This window comes from Bartonella rattaustraliani AUST/NH4 (genome assembly GCF_000312565.1).
GTDB classification, from domain to species: domain Bacteria; phylum Pseudomonadota; class Alphaproteobacteria; order Rhizobiales; family Rhizobiaceae; genus Bartonella; species Bartonella rattaustraliani.
This window is the reverse complement of the sequence record NZ_CALW02000025.1, coordinates 1-25,499: the sequence shown is the minus strand read 5'-3', so window position 1 is coordinate 25,499 and position 25,499 is coordinate 1. Positions and strand designations below refer to the sequence as shown.

General features: G+C 38.9%; 22 protein-coding genes and 4 pseudogenes. 17 read left to right on the top strand and 9 right to left on the bottom strand.

All coding sequences use genetic code 11. The annotated features are described in order from the left end of the window. Positions 1–119: 119 nt before the first annotated feature. Positions 120–776: a thiamine phosphate synthase gene (locus BN67_RS03845; protein ID WP_019222820.1), complete on the top strand. Its 657-nt coding sequence runs from the start codon at positions 120–122 to the stop codon at positions 774–776. A gap of 47 nt (positions 777–823) precedes the next feature. After that, a complete protein-coding gene (locus BN67_RS03840; protein WP_019222819.1) occupies positions 824–1,099 on the top strand; it encodes a beta/alpha barrel domain-containing protein in 276 nt (91 codons plus the stop codon). Between the two features lie 270 nt (positions 1,100–1,369). On the opposite strand, the pseudogene BN67_RS14090 reads toward BN67_RS03840, so the two are convergent. Continuing rightward, positions 1,370–1,502, bottom strand: a pseudogene (locus tag BN67_RS14090) (POTRA domain-containing protein); the annotation flags it as partial. A gap of 326 nt (positions 1,503–1,828) precedes the next feature. Here BN67_RS14090 and BN67_RS14775 point away from each other — a divergent pair. The 4 genes from BN67_RS14775 to BN67_RS03805 all read left to right on the top strand — a co-directional run bounded on the left by BN67_RS14775 (position 1,829) and on the right by BN67_RS03805 (position 6,481). Further along, the gene (locus BN67_RS14775; RefSeq protein ID WP_244427030.1) at positions 1,829–2,278 is read left to right on the top strand and encodes a TIR domain-containing protein; all 450 of its coding nucleotides are present in this window, start codon (positions 1,829–1,831) and stop codon (positions 2,276–2,278) included. Between the two features lie 536 nt (positions 2,279–2,814). Then, positions 2,815–3,180, top strand: a complete 366-nt coding sequence (locus tag BN67_RS03830; protein WP_019222818.1) for a helix-turn-helix domain-containing protein — start codon at positions 2,815–2,817, stop codon at positions 3,178–3,180. Positions 3,181–3,937: 757 nt separating this feature from the next. After that, the gene (locus BN67_RS03820) at positions 3,938–4,978 is read left to right on the top strand and encodes a tetratricopeptide repeat protein (RefSeq protein WP_019222816.1); all 1,041 of its coding nucleotides are present in this window, start codon (positions 3,938–3,940) and stop codon (positions 4,976–4,978) included. A gap of 1,110 nt (positions 4,979–6,088) precedes the next feature. Next, positions 6,089–6,481 (top strand): hypothetical protein, encoded by a 393-nt coding sequence (locus BN67_RS03805; RefSeq protein WP_019222813.1) that lies wholly within the window; start codon positions 6,089–6,091, stop codon positions 6,479–6,481. A 596-nt stretch (positions 6,482–7,077) separates the two neighbouring features. Here the strand turns inward: BN67_RS03805 and BN67_RS03800 are convergent. Continuing rightward, complete coding sequence (locus BN67_RS03800; protein ID WP_026088152.1) at positions 7,078–7,641, bottom strand: hypothetical protein; 564 nt, start codon at positions 7,639–7,641, stop codon at positions 7,078–7,080. Positions 7,642–7,825: 184 nt separating this feature from the next. Here BN67_RS03800 and BN67_RS03795 point away from each other — a divergent pair, with 184 nt between their 5' ends. From BN67_RS03795 to BN67_RS03775, 4 genes are all read left to right on the top strand, one after another. Then, complete coding sequence (locus BN67_RS03795) at positions 7,826–8,395, top strand: hypothetical protein (protein ID WP_019222811.1); 570 nt, start codon at positions 7,826–7,828, stop codon at positions 8,393–8,395. A gap of 608 nt (positions 8,396–9,003) precedes the next feature. After that, positions 9,004–9,387 (top strand): helix-turn-helix domain-containing protein, encoded by a 384-nt coding sequence (locus BN67_RS03790; protein ID WP_019222810.1) that lies wholly within the window; start codon positions 9,004–9,006, stop codon positions 9,385–9,387. A gap of 685 nt (positions 9,388–10,072) precedes the next feature. Then, the gene (efp, locus tag BN67_RS03780) at positions 10,073–10,645 is read left to right on the top strand and encodes an elongation factor P (RefSeq protein ID WP_019222808.1); all 573 of its coding nucleotides are present in this window, start codon (positions 10,073–10,075) and stop codon (positions 10,643–10,645) included. A 15-nt stretch (positions 10,646–10,660) separates the two neighbouring features. Continuing rightward, positions 10,661–11,452: an inositol monophosphatase family protein gene (locus tag BN67_RS03775; RefSeq protein WP_019222807.1), complete on the top strand. Its 792-nt coding sequence runs from the start codon at positions 10,661–10,663 to the stop codon at positions 11,450–11,452. Positions 11,453–11,494: 42 nt separating this feature from the next. Here the strand turns inward: BN67_RS03775 and BN67_RS14085 are convergent, their stop codons facing one another. After that, on the bottom strand, positions 11,495–11,635 hold the full coding sequence (locus BN67_RS14085) for a hypothetical protein (protein WP_156791625.1): 141 nt from the start codon (positions 11,633–11,635) through the stop codon (positions 11,495–11,497). Positions 11,636–12,197: 562 nt separating this feature from the next. Between BN67_RS14085 and BN67_RS13505 the strand changes: the two are divergent. Then, positions 12,198–12,530, top strand: a pseudogene (locus BN67_RS13505) (inositol monophosphatase family protein); the annotation flags it as partial. Positions 12,531–12,966: 436 nt separating this feature from the next. Here BN67_RS13505 and BN67_RS03760 read toward each other — a convergent pair. The 3 genes from BN67_RS03760 to BN67_RS03745 form a co-directional block, all read right to left on the bottom strand. Next, the gene (locus BN67_RS03760) at positions 12,967–14,391 is read right to left on the bottom strand and encodes a hypothetical protein (protein WP_019222805.1); all 1,425 of its coding nucleotides are present in this window, start codon (positions 14,389–14,391) and stop codon (positions 12,967–12,969) included. 1,088 nt (positions 14,392–15,479) lie between these two features. After that, the gene (locus tag BN67_RS03750) at positions 15,480–15,701 is read right to left on the bottom strand and encodes a hypothetical protein (RefSeq protein WP_026088151.1); all 222 of its coding nucleotides are present in this window, start codon (positions 15,699–15,701) and stop codon (positions 15,480–15,482) included. A 251-nt stretch (positions 15,702–15,952) separates the two neighbouring features. Further along, the gene (locus BN67_RS03745; protein ID WP_019222802.1) at positions 15,953–17,731 is read right to left on the bottom strand and encodes an ABC transporter transmembrane domain-containing protein; all 1,779 of its coding nucleotides are present in this window, start codon (positions 17,729–17,731) and stop codon (positions 15,953–15,955) included. 206 nt (positions 17,732–17,937) lie between these two features. Between BN67_RS03745 and rpmE the strand changes: the two genes are divergently transcribed. After that, complete coding sequence (gene rpmE, locus BN67_RS03735) at positions 17,938–18,159, top strand: 50S ribosomal protein L31 (RefSeq protein ID WP_019222800.1); 222 nt, start codon at positions 17,938–17,940, stop codon at positions 18,157–18,159. Positions 18,160–18,337: 178 nt separating this feature from the next. On the opposite strand, the pseudogene BN67_RS14770 reads toward rpmE, so the two are convergent. From BN67_RS14770 to BN67_RS03710, 3 genes and pseudogenes are all read right to left on the bottom strand, one after another. After that, a pseudogene (locus tag BN67_RS14770) lies at positions 18,338–18,583 on the bottom strand (Arm DNA-binding domain-containing protein); the annotation flags it as partial. Between the two features lie 409 nt (positions 18,584–18,992). Continuing rightward, positions 18,993–19,216 (bottom strand): annotated as a pseudogene (locus tag BN67_RS14080) (class I fructose-bisphosphate aldolase); the annotation flags it as partial. A gap of 1,425 nt (positions 19,217–20,641) precedes the next feature. Next, the gene (locus tag BN67_RS03710) at positions 20,642–21,388 is read right to left on the bottom strand and encodes a YebC/PmpR family DNA-binding transcriptional regulator (RefSeq protein ID WP_019222795.1); all 747 of its coding nucleotides are present in this window, start codon (positions 21,386–21,388) and stop codon (positions 20,642–20,644) included. 387 nt (positions 21,389–21,775) lie between these two features. On the opposite strand from BN67_RS03710, the gene BN67_RS03705 reads away from it, so the two are divergent. The 5 genes from BN67_RS03705 to tilS form a co-directional block, all read left to right on the top strand. Then, the gene (locus tag BN67_RS03705) at positions 21,776–22,480 is read left to right on the top strand and encodes a DUF1013 domain-containing protein (RefSeq protein ID WP_019222794.1); all 705 of its coding nucleotides are present in this window, start codon (positions 21,776–21,778) and stop codon (positions 22,478–22,480) included. Between the two features lie 200 nt (positions 22,481–22,680). Continuing rightward, positions 22,681–23,187 (top strand): peptidoglycan-associated lipoprotein Pal, encoded by a 507-nt coding sequence (gene pal, locus BN67_RS12590; protein ID WP_019222792.1) that lies wholly within the window; start codon positions 22,681–22,683, stop codon positions 23,185–23,187. An 81-nt stretch (positions 23,188–23,268) separates the two neighbouring features. Next, positions 23,269–23,592 carry a hypothetical protein gene (locus tag BN67_RS03690; protein ID WP_019222791.1) on the top strand — a complete coding sequence of 108 codons (324 nt, stop codon included), beginning with the start codon at positions 23,269–23,271 and terminating at the stop codon, positions 23,590–23,592. 31 nt (positions 23,593–23,623) lie between these two features. Then, positions 23,624–24,871: a tetratricopeptide repeat protein gene (locus tag BN67_RS03685; protein WP_019222790.1), complete on the top strand. Its 1,248-nt coding sequence runs from the start codon at positions 23,624–23,626 to the stop codon at positions 24,869–24,871. Beyond that, positions 24,861–25,499, top strand: a 639-nt coding sequence (gene tilS / locus BN67_RS03680) for a tRNA lysidine(34) synthetase TilS (protein ID WP_019222789.1), incomplete at its 3' end; no start/stop codon positions are given. The genes BN67_RS03685 and tilS, both read left to right, overlap by 11 nt.

The window sequence follows — 25,499 nt, the reverse complement described above, 5'->3', positions numbered from 1 at the left end:
CCCAACAAGTCGCAAAATAGTCACTCGACAGCCACTCGCCGGTGCTAAGCGTAGCTTTTCAGGATGACGCTTTCACTTTTAAGAGTCAAGTTTCTTTTTAAGATTCAAGGATTTTTTTTATGACAAAACAACAGAGTAAACCGATTCCTTCTCATTCTTTTCCTCAATTGGTTTTGACATTAGATGCTCGGCGGAATTTACAACCGAGCTTTTTGCATAAAATTTTACAAACAAAATCTTTTGTCTGCGTTATTCTTTATGATTCTCAAGGGTTAAAGGATGATGGTATTTTTTTACAACAACAAGCAAAAATCTATGCAGAGGATATTCAGCACCATGAGGCCGCCCTTGTTATTGCTGCTGACAATCGAATTGCTGAACGGGTAAAAGCGGATGGTGTGCATATAGAGGGTGATCTGAAATCTCTCGAACATTTTGATACGCAGAAAAGGGCACAAAAAATAAGAGGTTTTGGAAATTTGCGGAATCGCCATTGCGCCATGCTTGCGGGAGAAGCAGATGTTGATTATCTCCTCTTTGGAAAATTAGGTGCTGATAAAAAACCGCATGCCCACCCGCGCAATCTCCAGCTGGCACAATGGTGGGCAGAAGTGATGGAGATCCCCGCAATTGTTCAAGCGGGAAGCGATTTTGCAAATTTTGATGCAGTCGTGCAAAGCGCCTGTGAATTTATTGCTGTTGAAGAAATCATCTTTGCCCATGATAATCCTCTTACCTTGCTTGAAATGATGAAGAAAAAATGTGAAAGCTCTTAACTGTGGTGCGGTGGAAATATCCGTGAGGCACCGTTGTGCAAAACCGCATGTCCATCCTTACCAACAGCTGGTTGGCACATATCACGGTATCCAGGTGGCACACTTTCGCAATTTCCAGCCGCAATCTCCAGCGAGCGCAATGGTGGGCAGACGTGATGGAGATTTCCGCCATTATCCAAGCAGGAAGCGATTTCATAATGTTTGATGAAACTTTAAAAACTGGATGTGAATTCGTTACTGTGGAAGAAGTTATTTTTGGGAACGAGAATCCTTTAGTATTGCTAAAAATGATGCAAGAAAAATGTAAAAATACCCCCTTGTAATATTGGGAAGAGGATTTACAAATAAAGCGTTAATAAAAATCTAAACATTCGCCACTATATGACTTATATTGAATACACAATAACAGTTTAAAGGGGATAAAAATGTGTTTTTCTTTCTGCAATTCAATCAAATGAGATGAAAAAGCTAACATCTTTCCTTTACATAATATGAAGACATGAAAATTTTGTAGTTCAATGTCTTATAAAAAGAAGCCATTATGATTGGGGAAACTCATCATTGTTGATATTGGTTAATGCATACCAATGACGCCCACCCCTTAAATCCTGTTCAGGTAAATAAGCTCGCACCGCAATATAGCCGGGCCTCATATAAAACTTGGTTACTGCATTTGAGTACTTTATTAATTTCGGCAATACCAAGACACCGACCTTCCCAAAACGAATGATGAAAATATGCAGGGGACATAAAAAATGAAATATAATGGAACGTTTGAAGAGCTTCAAAACAAAAGATAATCTGCAATAAAGGATATGAAATCACAACATGTAAAGTTCTACAAAATCAATCCCATAGATCATATCAGATGAGAACCTCAAAGGGAGGTATAATTAACTGGTATGAAAGTACAGCAACAATCAACCTTCAAGGGAGTAACTCCGAAAAACAGAAGCTAACAGAAGATTTAGCAGAGTATATACAAGAAACATTAACGAACCCTTCCCAAAAAACTGCTTCCAATACCTCAAATAAAGGGATTTTTATCGTTCATGATCGTTATACCCTTAAAGGACCTTAAAAATGCTCTTCTCAAGCTTGAGCTTAAACCATACATTTTACAAAATACTGGCGGTAATGGCTTACCAATCATTGAAACTTTGAAAAAAGAAATTTGTAAAGGTTCTATGGGATTTGGCATTGTACTGCTGACTCCTGATGATATTGGCTATGCCAAATCTGAAGGCAAACAAGCAGAACAACTCCGTGCGCGACAAAATGTTATTCTCGAGATGGGAATGTTAATCGCCATACTTCCTTTTGATAAAATAGCTATTTTATACAAAGAAGGCGTTGAAATGCCTTCAGATGTTAATGGAGTTTACTACCTTTCTTTTAAAGAACACGTAAAAGAGATATTTCCCAAACTTGTTGATCGCTTAAAAGCAGCGGAGGTCCCTTTTAGTCAAGATGCAATTACTTGTGCATTAAGTTCTATTTGAATAACGCTTACCTTTAGTTTTTAAAATGCACGCCCCCAAAAAAATATGGCACCTCACCACATCTCATAGAGCCCTTACGTTCTTTAAAGACAAAAAACGATTGCTCCCCGCTCTTGTTCAATAGCCAAGCGATTATGCAAATTTTAATGAAGAGACTGCCTGTAAATTCATTGCCGTGGGAAAAATCATTTTAGTCCCTTTGATAAACGCGGATCTGATATCATGATTTTGGTCATCGTTCCAGAGAGGTTGAAAGGTGGATAGCCTCTCATTAAAAAACTATTTTTATTGTAAATTTCCTGAAATTCCTTTATGAGTTAAAAAGTGTTTTGGTCGCATACGCAACGACCAATAGGGCCTTGAAAACCCGAAACCTAAGCATGAATTTACCCCACTTTGTGGGTATCCCGGAATTCCGGGAGTTTTTGCTATGTCCAAGTGCTTACCAGCACTAAAAGCAAAAAGGCTGATTAGGTTTCAGTATTTTCAAGCTCCCGGAATACTTATGCGAGGGCGCTCGCAACCGGTGGGGGAAAATGCAATCTCAAAATCTTAATATTGATCTTTTTGTCGGCAAAAAAATTCGCTTTAGACGAAAAATGTTGAAGATGTCTCAAAAAACATTAGGTCAACATTTAGGTATAACCTTTCAACAAATTCAAAAATATGAAAACGGCTTAAACCGTGTGAGCGCAGGGCGGTTAAAGGAAATTTCCGATATCCTCAATGTTCCCGTTTCCTTTTTTTATGCGGATATCATCACAAAACAACAGCCGCCTTATCATCATGATGAAATCATCTCCAGCACAGAAGAATACCAACTGCTGAAAAAGTTTAGAGTTCTAACAATAGCAAAACAAAAAGCCATTTTGCAGCTACTTTCTGATGAGAATGCAACCTAAAATCATGCGATAGCGCACATCACGCTCTTATAACGCGACACGCTCTATAGAGCCTATATGTTCTCTTCATCAACATTCCGCGTTCTTCATCAGCAACTCATTGCATATTTGAAAAAGACAACCTCATCATAGACGTTTTTTGGAGTGATAAGCATTGATAATAGAAGAGAGCCTCTCTGGATAATTCTTTCATCATTGTTGTTTTAAAGTTGTTTAAAATAGGATTGTTTAAAACAGTCTGGTACTTGTCGACGTGTATATTATTTTTATAAACGTGCCTGAACCTAACTTGACTGAGAGAAAAAATAAGATAGCGATAGAACTCTTCTATGGCTTGAAATGATGAAGAAAAAATGTGAAAGCTCTTAGTCGTGATGCGGTGGAAATGCCCATAAGACACTGTTTCTCAAAACCGCGTGCCCACACCCTTGTGAATATCCAAACTAATTTCCAGTAAGCGCACTTTTGCAATCTCCAAATGGTGCACTTTCGCAATACCCAGCTTGCACAATGGTGAATCTCGTTGGCGCAATGATGGATAGAAGAGAGAGATTTCTGCAATTGTTCAAGCGGGAAGCGATTTTGCAAATTTTGATAAAAGCGTGTAAACCGCCTGTGCGTTTATAATGTGGATTTATAACTGGTGCGATTATTGCTGTTGAAGAAATCATCTTGCCCATGATAATTTTCTTATCTCACTTGAAATGATGAAGAAAAAATGTGAAGGTCCTTAGCTGTGATGCGGAGGAAAAATCCAATGATTAAAAGCGTTCGGCTTCTTATCCTTGTCGTTATTTGGTTGGCAAGTCCTGTTGTCAGTTTTGCTGAAATTTCTGATGACTCCTTGGATTTAGAACGCTCTTTTAACACCATTCAAGACCATTCAAACCCTACAGAACACTTCCAGCCCTTACAAGCTGGGCAATATGATCAAGCTTATGATTATTATATCCGAGGGTTTTATTTGAAAGCCTTTCGTGAAGCACTCAGACGTGCTGAACAAAATGATCCTTTCGCACAAACGCTTGTGGCACGCATGTATCTAGAAGGATGTGCTGTTCCACTTGATGGGGCACGTGCTGCTTTGTGGTTTGGGCGGGCGGCAAAACAAGGGGAACCGCAAGCGCAATTGCGCTATGGGCTGATGTTATTTGATGGTCATTTTATTGCACAACACCAGAAAATGGGTGAAGAATTTATTCGAAAAGCTGCCAATGCTGGCGTAAAAGAAGCCTATTTCTATTATGGCCGATTACTTCTTTACAAAGCTGAGCGTGAAAAGCAAGCACTTGCAGGTGTTGATACATCAAGCCGTGAAAATGAGGCTATAGAACAAGCATTAAAATGGTTTCTAAAAGGCGCTGCTCTTGGTGATGCCGAGTCTGCTTTTGCTGCGGCAAAAATCCTTTCTCTAGGAACGTTAACACGACCAAAAGATGATCGTAATGCCCGCCGCCTCATGGAAGTGGCCGCTCAAAGCAAACATCCTATGGCACAAATTTTTTTGGCACAATGGTTGATACAAGGGCGTGGAGGAGAAAAAGATTTTCAACGTGCTTTTCATTTGCTCTCGCGCAATGCCATGAATATGATCCCACAAGCACAGATTTGTCTTGCAAGACTTTATCGTGATGGAATAGGCACACAAGGCGATATCATCATGGCTGCGGCCTGGTATATGCTTGCAAAGGAAGCGAAAATGCAAGCCCCTGATCTTGACGTGATGCTCCAAGGTATGGACGAGGCACAATTGAAAAAGGCACACAAAGAAGCCATAAAACTGCTTCCTATTTTTTAAAATCGCTGTAAAAAAAGAGACACACTGTCTGATCAAGTGTGAGCGAAAAAGCAAACAAAAAACATAACAGAAATTCTATACCTGCTAAAAAGCCAGCAAAAAGCACCTGATCTTGAAATAAAGTTTTCCCTCTTTATCTTCATACCTCTCTTTTCTTTACTTCATGCCCCTATTTTCTTTACTTCATGAAAGTACAAACTGACACCATCATACGTTTTGCCAATTCTCAATATTGCAACATCCCTTACTCCTTGAGAAAACTCATAAAATATACTTTATTTTTATAAAAACGTTTGAGAGAAATGCTCTTCTTTGCTTAAAAAAGATAAAGTTGATAGGAATTCTGGAAGATTTTGCACTGTCTAGGTGTGTCGACGCACTAAGAGAAAAAAGGCTGATTTGAGTTCAGTTTTACAATGACTCTCTGATAAAAATGAGAACTTTTAACATCATGATATAGGGCGCTATTCTCTCTGTTCTTGACGTGCCTTATACATCTCAAAGGACAAAAGTCTTTTCCAGATCCGATTGGTAAACAATCCAACTTCTCAGAATGGAGCTCATTGAGCTTCCCATTTCATGGAATTTGTTTCACAAGATTATAGGGATAATCCCTATCCTAAATATTTACCACACATAAAAACATCATACGTGGAAATTTTTTACCTTACAGCAACAACACCTTAAACGATAGCATTTTACAGCAAACAGGATACGCATTCATGCGTATTTTAAAAAAGAGAGCCCAGCCAATACTGAAAAATTTATTTGGTCGTTCTAGAGCAATGTCTAACACATTATTTTATATTTTATAATGGTGATGGAGGACATGATTTTAACATGCAAGTGCAAAAGATTGCTTTTTTATCGCAATCACAAAAAGCAACGGTTTATTAAAAATACACGCCGCAAAAAGCACATGAAGTAGCCTTTCAATGAAAGCTGGAACCATTATTCGTTGATGAATTAATGCTTGATTGGAAACCGATTGTTGTACTATAGCTATGAGCGAAAGTGCTCTTATTTCTGGAATAGAAACTTCGCAAGAGAGCCTAGCAATAACAAGAAAGCCTAGCAATAAGGTATAAAATTAAAAGAGGGGGGATTAAGATGTTAAAATATTCACTTTTACCACCAGTTGTGTTGGTTGCTGGTTGTGCATCTGTAGGCGGTTATTTACAAAATGATGTTGATCAAAATCTTACGGAGCGTCAGGCAAAATCAGTCGCTAACGATTTTGTAGGCAATATCAAAAGACTTTTACCATCCGCTACAACCACACTTCTTATAAAGAAAAATAATACAGCCAACAACTTTACTCCTTTATTTGTCAAGCTGTTGCGACAGAATGGATATAATGTGATTTATACAGATCAACCCCAAAAGCAGCCGGGTGTATATGTGCGTTATAGCATACGATTAAATAGTAGAGTTGTAGTGTCTGCTCTTCAGTATCGTGTGAACGGAGAGCCGTTTATGCATCTCATTACTCAACCTAAATGAGCCCACTATTTAATGGAAACATTCTCTCTATTTTAAACGTCAAGACTTAAAAGTTCTTGCGGAAAATAGAGAGATTTGCACGTCCATAAAAAACTTCATTTTTGAGCCAGAATGGGATGAATCTTTTCTGTATTCATAACGGTACGTCTGTATTCATAACGATAGGGGAATGATGACTTTAAAAACAATGAAAAATGCCCCACTCCAGTGAACTATTTTATGAAAATGGACGTGCAAAACTCGGCTTATCCGCGATGATAAGAAACGGAATAGCTTTCTCTGCCTCGTATAGCATTTTCTAGGGTTTTAAATGGGAAAATCGCTATGAGCGTCCTCACTTAGTTTAGCTTAAAATAGCTGGTGTAAGTGCGCGCCGTGTATTCGGTTAAATATGCCAACAAATGAGGATTGAGCGCAAGCTTTAAAACGTAAACAACCGAAGAATACTCTTTACGTATATTCATACCTTTCCTCCTCTATCGAAACGCTTTCGAGCTGCTAAAACGACTCTTTACACTGTGTGAAATTTAAAAAACGCAAAAAGCTCAAAACCTTACAGAAGCTCTTCTATTTTATACAACCTTCAAAATCATTTTTTATTCATCGTTTGGAAGATTTTCATGAGAAGCAGATAGTTTTAGTTCATATTTTCGTATGAATGCGACAGATTGATCACCTTTGAAGAAAAGCGCAGGATTAACCCAATACTGATTACGCAATTTTGGTTTTAAAAAACCTTTAGCTATGAGTTCTTTTAAGCCATTGTGAAATGTCCTGTCAGTCATATCAGACTTTTCACCATTTAAACCACCATTAAGCCAAGCTAAAGCAATACTATCTGTTAATTGAGTAGATTGATATATTTGAAAAACCTCTATGAAAATACGATATCCCGTACGGGTTAGATTAAAAGTTTTTCGAACATTTTCAATAAATGTTTCCACAAAATATTTTTCATCTGTTTTTACAATTTCTTCAACTTCTTCCTCAGCAATATGAGACAAAATTATGCTAACAGCTTCATGTGTATTGGGATTGTTAAATTCTTGGTGTTCAACATTTGTTGTGATAGTTTTACCACAAATGCGTATTTGATGTTTATTAAGAAATGGATTTTTTATAGGCGAGTACTCTAACTTTCGCAAATTAATATCGTTCATTATAACTGTCCACCAAGAATTTTTAGGCAGCAATTTCACTCTTGTAACAAACTATCAAATACAAAAAGAAATAATTTTTATATTTTTCCTGCTTTCTAAAGAAGAAAATTATTGACATAAATTTCGTTAAATGTTACATCTCATTAAAACTCGCTACCAAACTGACAATTGTATTATTATTTAAATGACAATTCATACATTAGCTAAACAGAGAAAGCAAACCATCCGCTGTGCAAAAAATCCATTTGAAGTACAAAAACCATTTGGAGATGCGCACCCCTCTATTAAAGGGGAATCTATACTGAAAGAAAACCCCCCTTATTCAGAAGATGAAAAAACCGTTCCTATGATTCAGGAAGATCTTGAGTGTAGACAGTTTACAAAACAACGCGTTTCTCAGATTGGGCTATTTTACAAGCTTGGTTCATCTGGTGTAAAGGCTTTTGAAATATTAGCGTGGATATTTAAAAATAAGACGATCTGTAAAGATCCTATACCTTTAGATGGCTTTGTTTTAAAAGATTTTCTCAATCAGAAAAAACACTCCCCTCAAAAACATACATTATCTCTATCATTATCAACATTTTCACGTGGCTTGGCAGAGCTAGAAGACGCCAAGATAATTGCCAAACATATCCGCAAAGGGTGGTATTTTATCAATCCAAATTTTGTTTTTAGTGGAGAACATGTCATATTCTTACTCGATGTTAATCGTAGAGAAAAATATAACCAAAATGTTATTTCACACAGCTAACAATATTTTTTCAACAGTGTATGCTTTTTTACCATGAGATTTTCAAGAGAGAAAAAGAATAGAATGGTAAGGAAATTACCCCCACGCTCTTAAAGAAAAGAAAGAATTTTAAAGAGCGAGGATCAATTTTAAACATTTAGCTTATCTCCCACACTTCGAAAAAAAAGACCTTAACCTCACACCGCTAAACAATCATCTGTAAACAATTCAACCTCTCAAAATGCCTCTTGAGCAGCCATTTCACACGATTCACTTCATGAGACACTAAGCTATCCTCTCTATTCAAAGACTCTCCATTTTGGGGTACTTTATTTCTTTCATGAGAAAAACACCACTTCTCATTAAAGACTATTTTTTATTGTAAATTTTCTGAAATTCCTTTATGAATCAAAAGGTGTTTTGGTCGCATACGCAACGACCAATAGGGTCTTGAAAACCCAAAACCTCGTACATAAATTTACCCCACTTTGTGGGGATCCCGGAATTCCGGGAGATTTTGCTATGTCCAGGTGCTCTCTAGCACTAAAAGCAAAAGAAGCTGATTCGAGGTCAGTATTTTCAAGCTCCCGGAATACTTATGCGAGGGCGCTCGCAACCGGTGGGGAACAATGCAATCTCAAAATCTTAATATTGATCTTTTTGTCGGCAAAAAAATTCGCTTGAGACGACAAATGCTAAAGATGTCTCAAAAAGCCTTAGGGCATGCTTTAGGGATAAGCTTTCAACAAATTCAAAAATATGAAAAAGGCTTAAACCGTGTTAGCGCGGGACGGTTAAAGGAAATTTCCGATATTTTGAATGTTCCCGTTTCCTTTTTTTATGCAGATGTCATCACGAAACAACATGCCCTCTCTCCTCACGATGAAGTTATCTCCAGCATAGAGGAATATCTGTTGCTCAAAAGATTTAGAACACTCACTTCGATAAAGCAAAGAGCCATTCTGCAGCTCATCGCTGATGAGAACGCAAGCTCATATCATACTATAGGGTAGGGCACATCATATTCTGTTCTTGCCTTACACACCTCAACGGAAAGAAATCTCTTCCCGATCTTGTTAGCAAACAAGCTGGCTTTTCAGAACGGGATTCATTGCGCTTCCCATTTCATGGTGTTCATGACACAGGATTATCCGGACAAGTTCCGTCTTCACATACTCACCACGCACTGTCATAGAAATATCACAAGGTTTTATGAAACCTCTTTCATTGTTCTAAATGATGATATTCCATGATAAAATGGGATTCATTTCCCTCAAAGTCTCAAAAAATTTTCCAAAATCTCAAAAGAAATACAAGGAATCCTTGAAGAAATTCCAAAAGAAATCTTTGTGCAAATTTTTAAAATGCTTGCGTCTTCACTTTTTTTATGGTCTTGCAAAGAATAAAAAAGTAAGAAGAGCGAAAAATTCTTTGTGAGAGATCCTTTCGCTGGATTTTTTTTATAATAATTGAACTTTTTTGTAATACTGGGCTTTTCTTTTTTTTAAAGCTATGAAAAAACCAAACCATAAGGGCAGCAAAGAACATTGTAAAAGCCATAGGAGAACCTTTTGTAAAAACAACACGGAAATGCACCGGTAAAAACAATATTTAAAGAATGCAGTGCAAAGGCAAAATGAGGAGGAAAAGTCGTAAAGACGAAAATTTTTTTTGCAAGAATGGAACTGGATAGAGACGATGAAGATTAATGGCAATGAAATTCGACCCGGCAATGTGATCGAACATCAAGGAAGTTTGTGGGTGGCGGTTAAATGCAATGCTGTAAAACCAGGAAAGGGTGGCGCATTTAATCAAGTTGAAATGAAAAATTTGATTGATGGGACAAAGCTCAATGAACGCTTTCGTGCGTCTGAAACGGTTGAAAGAGTGCGCCTTGAACAAAAAGATTTTATCTTTCTTTATCAACAAGGTGATGTTCTCATTTTTATGGATTCACAATCCTATGAACAGCTCGAATTGCAAAAAGATTTTGTTGGTGAACGCGCTGCTTTTCTTCAAGATGGGATGACTGTGACGGTTGAACTTTATCAAGAAAAACCAATCGGCATATCACTTCCTGATCAGGTGACTGTAGAAATTGCGGAAGCTGATCCTGCCCTTAAGGGACAAACAGTCACCGCCTCGTACAAGCCTGCAATTCTTGAAAATGGCATTCGCATTCTTGTACCACCTTTTATTAATGCTGGTGAGCGTGTCATTGTCGATACCAACGAGTTGGTTTATTTGCGTCGTGCAAATGATAAAGGATAAATAAAGGAAGAAAAGATGGCACATTCTGCAATCATGAATGTCATGGTGCAAGCTGCAATGAAAGCTGGACGCTCGCTGGTGCGTGATTATGGCGAGGTGCAGAATTTGCAAGTGTCTTTGAAAGGGCCAGCCCACTATGTAAGCCAAGCAGATCGCAAAGCGGAAAAAATTATTTTCAATGAACTGAGCAAAGCACGCCCCAAATTTGGTTTTCTGATGGAAGAATCGGAAGAAATTATTGGGGAGGATTCTCAACATCGTTTTATTGTTGATCCCTTGGATGGCACAACAAATTTTCTTCATGGCATTCCTTTTTTTGCTGTTTCCATTGCTTTAGAAAGCCAGGGAAAAATCGTTGCGGGTGTGATTTATAATCCTGTTAATGATGAGCTTTTCACAGCTGAACGTGGTGGAGGTGCTTTCTTTAATGATAGGCGCTGTCGTGTTTCTGCACGAAAGAGATTGGAAGATTGTGTTATTGCCACCGGCATGCCCCATTTGGGGCACCCAGATCATGGCAAATATTTGATTGAATTGCGCAATGTCATGGCAGAAGTTGCTGGACTGCGCCGTTTTGGGTCTGCTGCTCTTGATTTAGCTTATGTTGCGGCTGGTCGAGCCGATGGATATTGGGAAGATAACCTGCAAATTTGGGATATGGCTGCTGGAATACTGATGGTTCGTGAGGCTGGTGGATTTGTGAGTGATAAAGACGGTGGCGACGATATCTTCCGTAAAAAAAATATCATCGCTAGCAATGAGCATATTCGCACCAAGTTAGAAAGAACTCTCAAAAAAGGCATTTGATCTTCAAAAGATGCAAGGAAGATTGCTGCATAGTCCTGTGTTTTACTGCATGGTTTTGTGTAATGAGATATCTCTTGCAGCTGATTGTGTGATGAAAGAGGCAAGTTGTACTGCTAAATCAAACGCGTAAACTGGTGATAATGCAGATGTTTTGCGGAAAATATGAGCTCTGGCTTTGAGCATGTTTGCCTGCAATGAGAAAGAACCTTCAAAAAAGGCATTTGATCTTTAAAAGATGCAAGGAAGATTGCTGCATAGTTCTGTGTTTTACTGCAGAGTTTTATGGAGTGAGATATTTCTTGAATGTTCGAGGAAAGAGGCAAGTTGTACTGCTAAATTAAATGCGTCAACTGGTGATAATGCAGATGTTTTGCGGAAAATATGAGCTCTGGCTTTGAGCATATTTGCCTGTAATGAGAAAGAACTCTCAAAAAAGGCATTTGATCTTTAAAAGATGCAAGGAAGATTGCTGCATAGTTCTGTGTTTTGCTGCAGAATTTTATGGAGTGAGATATTTCTTGCAGCTGAATGTTTGATGAAAGAGGCAAGTTGTACTGCTAAATTAAATGCGTCAATTAGTGATAATGCAGATATCTTGCGGAAAATATGAGCTCTAGCTTTGAGTATGTTTGCCTGTAATGAGAAAGAACCCTCAAAAAAGGCATTTTAGCTCTCACCTTGAAGTTTCAAAAAGGGAAGGGGATAAAAGGCAATATGAGCGCTCTCGTCTGAATATTTCTTATTACACAATCTATCTCTTATCAAATTGCGCAATATGATGATAGAAGCCACAAAACTTCGCCGTTTTGAGGCTGACGCTCTTGATTTAGCTTATTGCGGCTGGAAGAACCGATGGATTTTGGGAAGATAATCTGCAAATTTGGGATATGGCTGCTGGAATACTGATGGTTCGTGAGGCTGGTGGATTTGTGAGTGATAAAGACGGTGGCGACGATATCTTTCGTAAAAAAATATCATTGCTAGCAATGAGCATATTCACACCAAGTTAGAAAAACACTCCAAAAAGGCATTTTCTCACAGCCTTTTAAAGATCCGCACAATTTTAAAAACAATGTGAAGAGAGAGTTTTTAATTTTCTTTACAAAAACGATAGAAAATGAGCGAATGAAATGGTTGCAAAACATCATCGAAAACAATAAATTCGTTTTTCATCAGCCTTTCAAAAGACAGTTACAGCTTATGTAAGTATTATTGACGCTGTTGTTTCCTCAATTTCCCCTGAAAACAAATGAAATAACAAAAAATATCATAACAGCAAAACGCTCTCAAAAGCGAAAACCACAGCTGAGGAAAAAACCTCTCCTTCTTCTCTTGAGAGATCACCTTCACACTGCACGCAAAAGATTGACTCTAAAAATCCCTTTCTTTTTTGAGAGTTGCTGCCTATGCCTCTCATTGCATTTCACTTCTTTTCACAAAAATACGTAATTATGCAAATTTTCATTAATATACTCATTGATATAATTGTTACCAGCCTCTCCTTTTTTTAAGCATTATTCCAAATACTGGATCAAATACGCACGGGACTCATAATAATGCACATTTTTGTTCTCGAGAATTGCTTCCTGAAATTTGTTCGCGAACTGTTCTCGATCTTTTTGGATAGCCTCTTCCAGTGCATTTACCTTTTCATCACCGAAAATGATTTTTAATTTTTCTTTTGAATTTCCTATTTCGAAAAGCTCTTCCCAAAAGATCAATTGATTATTACATTTCTTACTTGACCACTTCATCCATTCTATGACTCCTAATTTATAGGCTTTTTCAAATGTTGGAGTCTCTTCATCAATATGCCCCCCCTTTTTCTTTTCGTTATCTTTCTTTCTACAAGCATTAATATCACTTCTAACCATGAGGTAACGATAATCTTGATCAAAGGCCATATATCCTTCTTTCACCGTATCAATAAGCTGCTTATAGTAAATAAAAGTTTCTCTTGCCGCTTTATAATCACTGGAAATATCATACAATAATAATAGAAGCCTTTCTTTACAAATGCATAGTAATCGAGCTTCGTGAGGCATACTATACGGCCCCAAGTAAGATAGTACCTCTTCTAGCGTTTCATGTTCTGTATATTTAGGTATGTCTTTAAAATAGATTTCCTGAGATGCTAACTCTTCATAGTGCCCTGAAGCTTTATCTTTTTGTTGCTGTTCATATTCAGCCGTAATCATATTATCAACCATATATAAACACCAATGAAGCGACAACATTGTATGTTTATATCGCTTTTTTCTCGTAAGGGGATCGACAAACTTTTGCAAAGTGATCCCATTCTTTTTCATCAATCGCACTGCTTTGAGATAAGTTTCCTTAAAAGTGATTATAAACACATTTATTTTTTTGATATGCTCATCAGTCAGTTCTTTTTTCAGCGCCGTTTCATACAAAAACCACGCTCCAGATCCTTGCCTACAAATATCTCTTACCATCAAAGGCCATTGTCCGCTGGATTCAGAAGAGAGCCAATCTTCAGGATTTTTTATCTCCAGTAAATCTCTTTCCCAGTTTTTTACTTCTTCATCCCATTGTTTAATCCATTTTGGCGATATTTTTTGCGTTTTTTCAACAAGCCTTTGTTCCCTTTCTGCAATAATATTTTGATATATCGCACACTCTCGATCTTTTAGCTGCAGTAATTGCGCAACCTGTTTAAGTTGTTCACTTAATTGCTTGTTCTGATAATTTGCCCATGTCAGCGTTAAACTTTCCATAAAAAATGCTATAATTGCCACGATTAACAAAGTATTCGCTGAAAATTCGCAAAACCAAAACACACCGAGTATGATAATGAATAAAATTGTATCTTTGAATCCTGGCTTATAGTCCTTCTCTATTATCTTCCAAAGGCCGTAAATTATGCGCCCTATTATAATTATTCCTGCTATAACTATGGAAATATCATGATTGCTCATTCTTGCTCTCTTTTATCCTCACCAACATTTAACGCAGCTCTTTTATCGATTCCTTCATATTGTATCAATATGTGTATAACGAACTCATAGTTTACTATATATTCTATTTTTATGAAAATAATAAACAAAATATAGATATTTTTATTGGAAAAATAAAACAATTTGTATTTAATCGTACTGCTCTTGTGCTTTATGCAGTTTAAAGAAAAGCCTTATAGCTCTTAAAATGCACGCCCGCGATATATTGGTTCAGAGGATTCAAAAGCCTCACACAAACAACATGGCTGCGTGCTCACTTTAGTTTTGTAAAATTGATAAAAAGCATCTCTCAGTCTATTTATCGGCTCTTTTTCCGCAAGCCACACCCTCATACATTTTGCTACCCTCCAATGTTGCTACAGCTCTTGAAACTTGAGAGGATTCATAAGAGCAATGTTCTTTCTCAAATGTTTTATGGCATACGGGACTTCCCCACTTGGTATATGCTAGAAACATATTTTTATTGGTTCACCATACACAGGTTTGAAATAAGAAAATCTTATGATTTTAGAAGCTCTCATCCAACAGACAAAACAAAGATCATTGTTAGTAACCAACATGCTGTGATCATTCTTGCATTAAATATTTTATAGCTCATTGTTCTCGACTTCTCACGAGCATTCTTTACCTCAATCACATTGCTGTATCGTACGCCCGCAGTCCGTACCGCACGCCATATCGCACATCTGCAGGCTATACTGCACGCCCGCAAATGAACTACATTTGAAGAGATTTTACTGCATGGTTTCTGATAGAATGTGAAAGAAAAAGCATTGCACTATCCATATGTTTGTTTCACCATAAAGTTGATGATTTATATTTACAAATCAATTCAAATAGATATTGAGATGATGAAAAAGAAAGCGCAAATCAAACAAAACTTTCTCTATGAAGAGACATTATCGTTCTGAAACACAATATCTACGGCATTCCTATAAAAATTTTCCATGGCACTTCTTCTTCACGGGCTTGTTTTTAAGAGATATCTCTTAGAACTCCTCAATTCATTTCGTGACGCTGTGCATGAATTATAGAATGATAAATCCATTCTACTGCAGTTTTTTGAGCGCCATCATCTTCACGCTTATAATAAAGGCAAAACCATCATCGTCATTCTCTTTACAAGTGTATGGTGTTGTGTAAAAGTTGACACCCTCATTTTCTTTACCAGCGCATGCTATATTGATCAGCCCATGGGTATTGTGACAACCCTTGCATGCAAGCAGTTCATAAGAGCCATTTTTCTTCCATTTTTCACTAATTTTATCCACATGCCAATACCGCTTATAGCGTACAAACAAGTCAATTGATTCAATGTAAAGAGATTTGAAAGAGAAGAAACTTACAATGTTCGAGATTATGCTTCAAGGAGAATAACGATAAACTATCCTTATAAATCAATATATTATGTATCAAAGAAAAATGCACTCTCTTTAAATTGTTGATCACAAAATTCCTCAAATTGGTATTTTTCGCATGAGAATGTTTTTGTATTGATGACAATGCTTCTCATTGATGATACTCAATGTTCAGGGGCAAATTGTAATTTAGCGAGATACGCGTAGACTCCATTTTGTGCGATGAGTTCTGCATGTGTTCCTTCTTCAACAAGAACACCTTTATCCATCACGAGAATGCGATCCGCTTTTAAAATTGTTGCTAAACGGTGCGCAATGACCAGCGTTGTTCGATTTTGCATTAATCCTTCTAGAGCATCTTGTACCAACTTTTCACTATTTGCATCTAAAGCGGAGGTTGCCTCATCAAGCAGTAACAAAGGTGCATTTCTTAAAATCGCGCGGGCAATACCAATGCGTTGTTTTTGCCCCCCAGAAAGCATAGTGCCGCGTTCTCCCACTTGTGTATCAAAGCCCTTAGGTAAAGTTTCGATAAATTCGAGTGCATTTGCGGCTTTAGCCGCAGCGATAACCTGTTCTTCATGGATATTTTCTGTACCAAAAAGAATATTATCGCGTACCGTTCCATCAAAAATAGCGACCTCTTGTGGAACATAGGAAATTGCGCTTCGTAAATCTTGCAAAGAAAGGCGATCAATCTCCACTCCATCAAAGCGAATTTTTCCGCTTGTTGGGTCATAAAAACGAAGGATCAAAGAAAAGAGTGTGCTTTTCCCGGCTCCAGACGCCCCAACAAAAGCGACAGTTTCCCCCGCTTTGACAGAAAAAGAAAGCGCGTTCAAAACCTTTCCTTCTGGTCTGGAGGGATAGGTAAAATCAACCTGATCAAAAGCAATGGCACCCTGAACAGGTTTTGCCAACCCTAATGGTACTTTAGGGCTTAAAATAGTGGGGGTCTCTTGCAACAATTCGGCAAGCCGTTCAGCCGCTCCTGCAGCTTGCATAAGTTCTGCACCCAATTCTGATAATTGTGCAAAGGTTGAAGCTCCAAAAACGGCGTAGAGAACAAATTGCCCTAATGTGCCCCCTGTCATAGTACCATTCAAGACATCTCGGGAGCCAATCCATAAAACAGCTACCACACTGCCGAAAACGAGAAAGATTGCAAATCCAGTAAAAAAGGAACGCAAGATCACAGAAGCACGTGCTGTTTGAAAGGCGCGTTCTACCAACTGTGAAAGATGCTTAGAAACAAGTTTTTCAGCGGTAAAGGCTTGCACCGTGCGAATAGCACTAACCTGTTCTGTTGCCAAAGCATTGGCATCAGCCAGACGGTCTTGCGCGGCACGTGTACGTGCCCGAACTTTGCGCCCAAAGACAACCAACGGAATTGCAACAAAGGGGATAGCAAGCAAAGCCAGCAAAGATAATTTGGCATTCGTGATAATCATCATCACGATTGCTCCAATCACCACAATCAGATGACGCAAAGCCGTAGAAGCTGTTGATCCAACGGCGAGTTTTATTTGTGTTGTATCGGTTAAAAGCCGTGAAACAAGTTCACCAGAATGGGATTTATCAAAAAAAGCAGGGGAAAGTTTCATGATATGCGCAAAAACGTCACGTCGTAAATCGGCAACGATCCGTTCCCCCAAAGTGATGACACAATAATAACGGCAAGCAGAAGCAAGTGCGAGAAACAAGGCTAAGACAAATAAAATACCAAAATAAAAATTGATATGGCCATGGCTTGAAGTGGAAAAACCATGATCAAGCATTTGTCGGATAGCAACGGGCAAAGCCAGTGTCACAAGGGCCGCAACAGACAAGGCAAAAAAGGCAAAGATAAACAACCAACGATAGCGTACAAAATAAGGACCAAAAGTCGCAAGGGAAGAGATGGAAGACTTTGTGGATTTTTCTGACTTTTTAAAGAGATGCATAAAATTTCGCTCATTCAATTGGGTTATCTATAAAACATAATACAATCTTCTATAACTGTTGTTGATATAATGATATATCTTGAACACTTGTTTTTTGATGCATGCTCAGTTATAGAAAGAGTAATTTACTTAATTTATCAAAAAGACAAAGGAAGTGCACTTAAAAAAGTGCCATTTTGTTCTGTAAATGCAAAAGGTTTTGACGCATGAAAGCGAATATTCATCCCAACTATCACAAAATTACCGTTGTTATGACGGATGGGACCCAATATACAACCCGCTCCACTTGGGGAAAGGAAGGGGGCGTTCTTAATCTAGATATCGATCCAAGAACCCATCCAGCGTGGACCGGTGGGGCGCAAACACTTGTTGATCGTGGTGGTCGTGTTTCTAAATTCAAAAATCGTTTTGGCAGTCTTGGACTTTAAAGATTTACCTCTGACCATCAAGGGCAAATACTCGATCAAGTCTCAGTGAAGGTTTGTTTCCTGATGAGTGGATTGTACACGAGAAGCAATTGATCTGTTTTAAAAGAGTGAGCAAGTGCAGTTTAACAGCATTTGCGATTTGAGATTTTATAAAAAATAAAAAATGAGAGTGCCCCGCTTTATTAATGGGGGCACGATCCTCATGTAAAACAGAACGCCACCGTGTTGCATGTTCACGGGCTTGTTTTAAAGAGACATGTCTTAGGGAACCTAAGCCCATTTCACGACGGCGCCCGTGAATTGTATAACGATAAAGCCACTGAGCGCCACCATCTTTACGCTTATGAAGGTACAAGCCGGCACCATCATTATATAGCTCCCAATGTTGCGCCAGCCCCTGCTGAAGGCGGTTTATGAGAGGCATTTTCCCTCCTTTCCTCTATAATTTTTACCCATCTACCCCCCCTTATGGCATAAAGCTAAATGAATAAAATTGATTCAATATGAAGTGATTTGAAATGAGAGAATCTTACAATATTCGGGGGCATGATTCAAGTTGGATAACGATGATTTATCATTATAAATCAATGTGTTGTCTTTTACAAGCGGGGCTTTTGCATAGAATGAAGAAAAATGAAAGCTGCTTAATGCTTGTGTAAACCGTAATGATAGGAAGCAAGAGAAGCTGTCACGAAACAAGATTTCTCTCAAGAAAGAAAAGCGATTCTCAGAGCAACAATGCACATAATTTATCCACGCCGCTCCCATAATCTCTAAACGCAACACACAGAACCTCTCAACATGCTTTCTCTAAACACGGTGTCTTCTCTTTTTTAGGAGAGAGATTTTTCTAGGTCTTTTATCCTCTTCGGATCTTTTGTCCATTTCCCCAAAGCAGCTAAATGGTTCATACGTGCACGGTAACAAAAAGCTTCTTGTGCAGCAGCAATCTTTTCATCTTTTCCAGTCCATGCTTTCAAGGCAGAGGCGTGTAATGCCTATCGATTCAGAAAAAGTTCATTTTCCAAGGCAAAGCGCTCAAAGCATTGATGACAGATTAATGCGCCGTCGCTAACCGATTATCCTCCTGTTTTTTCATCAGATTACTCTCCAGAAAGCAATACACTTCCTTGAAATACAGCGGAAAGGATCTGTTTGAGAATTGCAGCAATATTTTCATCTTTTTCAGCCCATGCTTTCAAGGCAGCGGTGTGTAATGCCTATCGATTCAGAAAAAGTTCATTTTCCAAGGCAAAGCGCTCAAAGCATTGATGACAGATTAATGCGCCGTCGCTAACCGATTATCCTCCTGTTTCTTCATCAGATTACTCTCCAGAAAGCAATACGCTTCCTTGAAACACAGTGGAAAGGATCTGTTTGAGAGCTTGAGTTTTTTCAGCTACCTCTTCACAAACCAGCACTGTTATTCTCTTTATCAGCTTATGGTGTTATGACAAGTCGGCACTATGATCCTCTTGACCGGCTCATGGTATATTGACCAACGCATAGGTGTTGCGACAGCCCCTGCTGAAGGCGGTTTATGAGAGGCATTTTCCCTCTTTCCTCTGTACTTTTTACCCCTATGCCAACCCCGCTTATGGCGTAAAGCTTAAGTGAATAAAATTGATTCAACATAAAGTGATTTGAGATGAGAGAATCTTACAAACAATCTTCGGGGCTATGATTCAAGGTGAGAAACGATAAAAAATCATTATGAATCAATATTTTGTATTCAAACCGCACCTCGTTGAACGTTACAAAGCGCATGTTACAAACCAAACGTTATAAGCGCTTTTTTGATGAATGGATAGTGGGTTGGCCTGGGAAGGCTTGAATTTCCAAACTTTACGCTAATCAACGCGCTCGTCAACATGCTGTCACTCCTCCGGGAGCAAACCAGAACACTTTCTTCAGCATTATCGCATAAATAAGTATTCTTTTAAGGAAAAATCCGCCTTTCAAGTTTTACAAAGAACTTGTTGCGGATTTTCTCTGGTTTTACCATCATGCTCATCCCGCTTATGCTATACAAACCAAGTGCATAAAATAATCTCTATAAAACAATCCCCATAAAATCATCATTGTGTGTGCTCTCTTCCATGAGAGCCTCTTTTTTTCTACACGAAAAGGTTCCGATCCTTCATCTTTCGCACCCTCTAAAATGCACACATAAACTGATAGGGGTAATGCATCATTTAAAATGCCTTTGACGATAGATAAAATTATTCTCTTACATCTTTAATATGTCAGCGCTTGTGGCCAATCAAAATACTTTACAAATGGGATTAATAGAGGAATAAAGGGTTTGAGAAAGAACTTTAAAGCTCATACGAACCTCTCAATATGATTATGCATTAATATGTTGATTTATAAAGATTATTTATTGTTATTCACTTTGAATCATAGCGCGGAAGATTGTAAGCTTTTCTCATTTCAAACTTAACTTATGTTGCGCCTATTTTATGCGGTGATTTCATGGAGATTATACAGAGAGTTTTGCTAAAATTTCATCACTGACATCAAAATTAGCATAAACATTTTGCACATCATCATCTTCTTCTAATGTTGAAATAAGCCGTAAAACGGATACTGCTTTTTCTTCATCTATGGGTGCAAGGGTTGCGGTCTTCCAAATCGTTTTGATGGATTCTGCTTCCCCAAGTTTTGCTTCAAGTATTTTAGAAACTTCACCAATATTTTCAAACGCGCAGATGATATGGTGTTCGGTCTCGTCTGATTGCACATCTTCGGCGCCCGCTTCGATGGCGGCTTCCATGATGCTGTCTGCTGTTCCTGCTTCTGGTTTATAGATGATCTCACCGATCCGATGAAACATAAAGCTCACGGATCCCGTTTCTCCTAGGGCTCCACCTGATTTGGTAAAAGCTGCCCGCACGTTGGAAGCAGTCCGGTTGCGGTTATCGGTTAAAGCTTCCACAATTACTGCAACACCCCCTGGACCATATCCTTCATAGCGCACTTCATCATAATTTTCGACATCCCCCCCTGAGGCTTTCTTAATGGCGCGTTCAATGTTATCTTTTGGCATTGATTGTGCCTTAGCATTCTGAACCGCCAATCTTAGGCGTGGATTCATCGCTGGATCAGGGGAACCTTGTTTGGCTGCAACTGTAATTTCGCGTGCAAGCTTAGAAAATATTTTCGAGCGCATTGCATCTTGGCGCCCTTTACGGTGCATAATATTTTTAAATTGTGAATGGCCTGCCATAGTCTTCCTTCCAGTTTGAGGGCTTTCCTTTCAATCGGGGCGCCTTAAGTTTAAGGCAATACAACACGAATTCCACCAAAATGAAATGTGCTGCAATATGAGGTGAAGTTATCGAATAAATTCTTTATAAGAAAATTCATCTCAAAGGTAAAGAGACTCACTTGAGGGTCATTGAAAGATAGCTCTCTTGTCGTTTGTCAAAAATCAGGTTATAACAGAATGTAATTTTATGGCAAAAATGGTTTATTCCATGTCTCTCTCACCTATCCAAAGTGGGTAAAGGGTGCCTGACATATCAAAAGACCCCCGTGCTCAAATACGAGCGATAATCAGCCTTCAATAAAGGCAAACCTTAAAAAGAGGCAAATTTAAGAGGATATTATAAAGATGGCAACGCAACTTTTGATGCCCAAAGCAACAGCTGTTTGGTTGGTTGATAATACAGCGCTTTCTTTTGATCAGATTGCAGAGTTTTGTAAATTGCATGTGTTAGAAGTGAAAGCTATTGCCGATGGTGAAGCTGCTCATGGTATTAAGGGGTTAAACCCTATTAACTCTGGGCAATTGACACGCAGTGAAATTGCGCGTGTGGAGGCTGATCAAAATGCACGCTTAAAAATTTCCGAGTCCAAGGTTCGCATTCCAGAAAAAAAACGTAAAGGCGCACGTTATATCCCTCTTTCTCGACGCCAAGATCGCCCCAATGGTATTTTGTGGTTGGTGATGAATCATCCTGAATTGAAAGATGCACAGATTGCACGCCTTATTGGAACAACAAAAGCAACCATTGAACAAATTCGCTTGAGAACTCATTGGAATAGTGCGAACTTGGTGCCTCTTGATCCTGTGGGGTTGGGGCTTTGTTCACAAATTGATTTCGACTTTGAACTCCAGCGGGCTGCAAAAAATCGTCCTGTTTCTACAGAGGAAGATGCATCTTTGCTTCCCGCTTCGGTGACAGAAAATATTGCGTTGCATGAAGAAGGTGAGGGGAAAGATGATCTTAACAAGAACTTTGATGCCGATAAAGTTTTTGCAAAGTTAAACTCTTTGCAAAAAGACCGTCAGGATAGTGATGCAGAAACAGAATAATGCACGGTCAAGAACAAGCGCAGTTTTTCGTTGGGATGCGAGAAGCTGCGTGTGAAAAACAGTGTGGATTTAAAGTGATGGCAGAAAAAGTAAGAGAATAGAGAGAATATTATGTCTTCATGAGGAATTAACATTTAATTTTTAAAGTGTTGTTGGAAAAATAGTTTTTTCAACTCCCAATTTATAAGGAGAATCGCTCTATGCGCTCTATAAAAAATATCTTTCATCCTTTCGTTGTTGTTCTCTTTTTTTCATTGTCTTTGGTTGGTTGTGACAAAAGAAATGTTGGTGCTCTCAACGGTATGAATGGCTCTTACTTCAATAGCGCTGGTGGTTCTCAGATTATGGAAGGTTCGGGGAAAGAGTTTACGGTTAATGTTGGTGACCGTATTTTCTTTAGTCTTGATTCTTCCTCAATTAAGCCTGACGCTGCACGTGTTTTAATGCGTCAAGCAGAATGGTTGCTTCGTTATCCTTATTATTCTATTATGATCGAAGGTCATGCTGATGAGCGGGGAACACGTGAATATAATTTGGCGCTTGGACAACGTCGTGCTGTTGCTGTGCGTAATTATTTGATTTCTCTTGGTGTGTCTGCACAGCGGATTCAAACAATTTCTTACGGGAAAGAAAGACCAGTAGCAGTGTGTGATGATATTTCTTGCTGGAACCAAAATCGACGTGCGGTGACAGTTGTTCGTCAATGAATGTTCATTGAAAAAACAAATGGTTTGTTTAAATTATAAGTAAATTATAAGATTGACTTTTGAGGGAAGGAGAGCATGTGGATGTATCGTAAAAATTGGAAAATTTTCTTTTGTTTAGCAGTGCTCGTAGCTTGTTTTACATCATCTGCGCAGAGTGCAGCACGAAAGGCTTCTCAGTATTCTACTGATGACAAGGTTCCTCATGCTGCAGACAAGACACCTGATACCGCAGATCAAGCCCCTGATGCTGTAGATCAGACACCTGATACCGCAGATCAATCCCCTGATACTGTAGATCAGACGCTTGATGCTGCGGATCAGACACCTGATACCGCAGATCAATCCCCTGATACTGTAGATCAGACGCTTGATGCTATAGATCAGATACCTGATGCTACGGATTGAGATTGACGCTTGAGGGAAGGAAAGCATGTGGATGTATCGTAAAAATTGGAAAATTTTCTTTTGTCTGGCAGTGCTCGTAGCTTGTTTTACATCATCTGCGCAGAGTGCAGCACGAAAGGCTTCTCAGTATTCTACTGATGACAAGGCTCCTCATGTTACGGATAAGGCGCCTGATGCTGCAGATCAAGCGCCTGCTACTGCGGAGAGGGCTTCTGATGCCGTGAATAAAGCTTCTGAGGTTGTAGACAAAGCAGTTGATGCGGTGAATAAGGCAGCTGGTTCTGTTGTAGAAAAAGCAACCGGTGAATCAGAAGGGGTGTCTGATGTCGTGAATAAAGCTTCTGAGGTTGTAGACAAAGCAGTTGATGCGGTGAATAAGGCAGCTGGTTCTGTTGTAGAAAAAGCAACCGGTGGTTCAGAAGGGGATTCGGGCGTGATGAGTAAAGCTTCTGATGCAGTTGTGGAGAAAATTTATGTGGATGATGCGAGTGCTCTCTCATTTCAGGGGATGATTCATAGCCGAGAGTTTATCTTAGAGAATCAGAATACTTTGTTTAAAGATTATGATTTGGATAAACTTTTGCATAACATACGCATAGTTCTTGAGAAAAACAACCTACAGGGTGTTCAAAAGCAATTCCACCAGCTTTTTGATAAAGAACATTCTTCTGTTTATTCTTGTGCTGCCGAGAGTGCGACTTTAGATGAAAACTTGCAGGTGGCACAGGAAGAAGCGGTTCAGACACATAACACGCAAGATAACCAAAAAACGATTGCTGAGGCAGGAAGCCATGATTATGAAAGCCATTTGCAGAAAACGCAGGAGCGTTTAGAGAAAATACATGAAAAAAGCAATCGTGCGGAATTGAGTCAGGAGAAAGAGGATCCTCTTCTTTCTTCTAAGGTCTTGTATAAAAAAGGTTATGATTTTATCCTTGCTGCCAATTATGCTGAAGCTGAAAAAACGTTTTGCGCTTTTCAACATCGTTATAAAAAAGATCCTTTAAGTGATGATGTTTTGTTTTGGTTGGCGGAATCCTTGTTGGGACAAAAGCGTTATCATGAAGCAGCACAAGTTTATTTGACTGCATGGTATATAGATAAAAAGAAACTCTACACTTCTGAAGTTTTGCTGAAATTAGCAATGTGTATGGTTGCTCTTGATCAGAATAAAGAGGTTTGTAAGAAAGCCTTTGCAAAAAAATCAAAACATGACACGCTCGCATTTGCCTTTTGTAAACCTTTAAAGAAGGGTGGAGCTGTTCATCGTGCACATTAGGCTCGCAGGAGATCTCTTTCAAATATCGGATTTTATCCAGTGTGAGAAAGTGATGCTTGCAGTTTCAGGGGGGGGTGATTCTTTAGCTTTGCTCTTTTTGGTCAAAGATTATTTGAAAACTCTCTCTTTTCCTCCAGAAATCATTGCTGTTACCATTGATCATCAATTGCGTCAAGAATCAGCACGTGAGGCGGAAAAAGTTGCAGAAATTTGTCGTGCGCATCGCATTAAACATGTCATTGTGCGATGGGAAGGGGAAAAGCCAAAAACGTGTATCGCTTTAAGTGCCCGTGTTGCACGTTATGATCTTTTGTTTCAAGAAGCGCAAAAACAAGGCGCCTCACTTATTATGACAGGTCATACACTGAATGATCAGGTTGAAACTTATCAGATGCGATACCAGCGTTTCCAAAAGGGTGTTGAGGGGTGGAAGCAAGAACTGAGGAGGCGTAAAAAGTCTTTTGTGGGCGGCAATGCTGGAGTTTTGCCACAACAGGGTGACGGTTTCGGGTGCGAGCGTAGTGGGCATGTGCTTGCGGTTTTGGGCGGCAATGCTGGAGTTTTGCAGCAGCGCAGTGATGGTCTCGGGTGCATGCATGGTGGGTATGTGCTTGCGGGAGTTGCGGAC

Excerpts from the sequence above, each read along its gene's own strand:
- BN67_RS03845 (WP_019222820.1), top strand. The coding sequence starts at position 120 with ATGACAAAACAACAGAGTAAACCGATTCCTTCTCATTCTTTTCCTCAA.
- BN67_RS03840 (WP_019222819.1), top strand. The coding sequence starts at position 824 with ATGTCCATCCTTACCAACAGCTGGTTGGCACATATCACGGTATCCAGG.
- BN67_RS14775 (WP_244427030.1), top strand. The coding sequence starts at position 1,829 with ATGATCGTTATACCCTTAAAGGACCTTAAAAATGCTCTTCTCAAGCTT.
- BN67_RS03830 (WP_019222818.1), top strand. The coding sequence starts at position 2,815 with ATGCAATCTCAAAATCTTAATATTGATCTTTTTGTCGGCAAAAAAATT.
- BN67_RS03820 (WP_019222816.1), top strand. The coding sequence starts at position 3,938 with ATGATTAAAAGCGTTCGGCTTCTTATCCTTGTCGTTATTTGGTTGGCA.
- BN67_RS03805 (WP_019222813.1), top strand. The coding sequence starts at position 6,089 with ATGTTAAAATATTCACTTTTACCACCAGTTGTGTTGGTTGCTGGTTGT.
- BN67_RS03800 (WP_026088152.1), bottom strand. The coding sequence starts at position 7,641 with ATGAACGATATTAATTTGCGAAAGTTAGAGTACTCGCCTATAAAAAAT.
- BN67_RS03795 (WP_019222811.1), top strand. The coding sequence starts at position 7,826 with ATGACAATTCATACATTAGCTAAACAGAGAAAGCAAACCATCCGCTGT.
- BN67_RS03790 (WP_019222810.1), top strand. The coding sequence starts at position 9,004 with ATGCAATCTCAAAATCTTAATATTGATCTTTTTGTCGGCAAAAAAATT.
- efp (WP_019222808.1), top strand. The coding sequence starts at position 10,073 with ATGAAGATTAATGGCAATGAAATTCGACCCGGCAATGTGATCGAACAT.
- BN67_RS03775 (WP_019222807.1), top strand. The coding sequence starts at position 10,661 with ATGGCACATTCTGCAATCATGAATGTCATGGTGCAAGCTGCAATGAAA.
- BN67_RS14085 (WP_156791625.1), bottom strand. The coding sequence starts at position 11,635 with ATGCTCAAAGCCAGAGCTCATATTTTCCGCAAAACATCTGCATTATCA.
- BN67_RS03760 (WP_019222805.1), bottom strand. The coding sequence starts at position 14,391 with ATGAGCAATCATGATATTTCCATAGTTATAGCAGGAATAATTATAATA.
- BN67_RS03745 (WP_019222802.1), bottom strand. The coding sequence starts at position 17,731 with ATGCATCTCTTTAAAAAGTCAGAAAAATCCACAAAGTCTTCCATCTCT.
- rpmE (WP_019222800.1), top strand. The coding sequence starts at position 17,938 with ATGAAAGCGAATATTCATCCCAACTATCACAAAATTACCGTTGTTATG.
- BN67_RS03710 (WP_019222795.1), bottom strand. The coding sequence starts at position 21,388 with ATGGCAGGCCATTCACAATTTAAAAATATTATGCACCGTAAAGGGCGC.
- BN67_RS03705 (WP_019222794.1), top strand. The coding sequence starts at position 21,776 with ATGGCAACGCAACTTTTGATGCCCAAAGCAACAGCTGTTTGGTTGGTT.
- pal (WP_019222792.1), top strand. The coding sequence starts at position 22,681 with ATGCGCTCTATAAAAAATATCTTTCATCCTTTCGTTGTTGTTCTCTTT.
- BN67_RS03690 (WP_019222791.1), top strand. The coding sequence starts at position 23,269 with ATGTATCGTAAAAATTGGAAAATTTTCTTTTGTTTAGCAGTGCTCGTA.
- BN67_RS03685 (WP_019222790.1), top strand. The coding sequence starts at position 23,624 with ATGTATCGTAAAAATTGGAAAATTTTCTTTTGTCTGGCAGTGCTCGTA.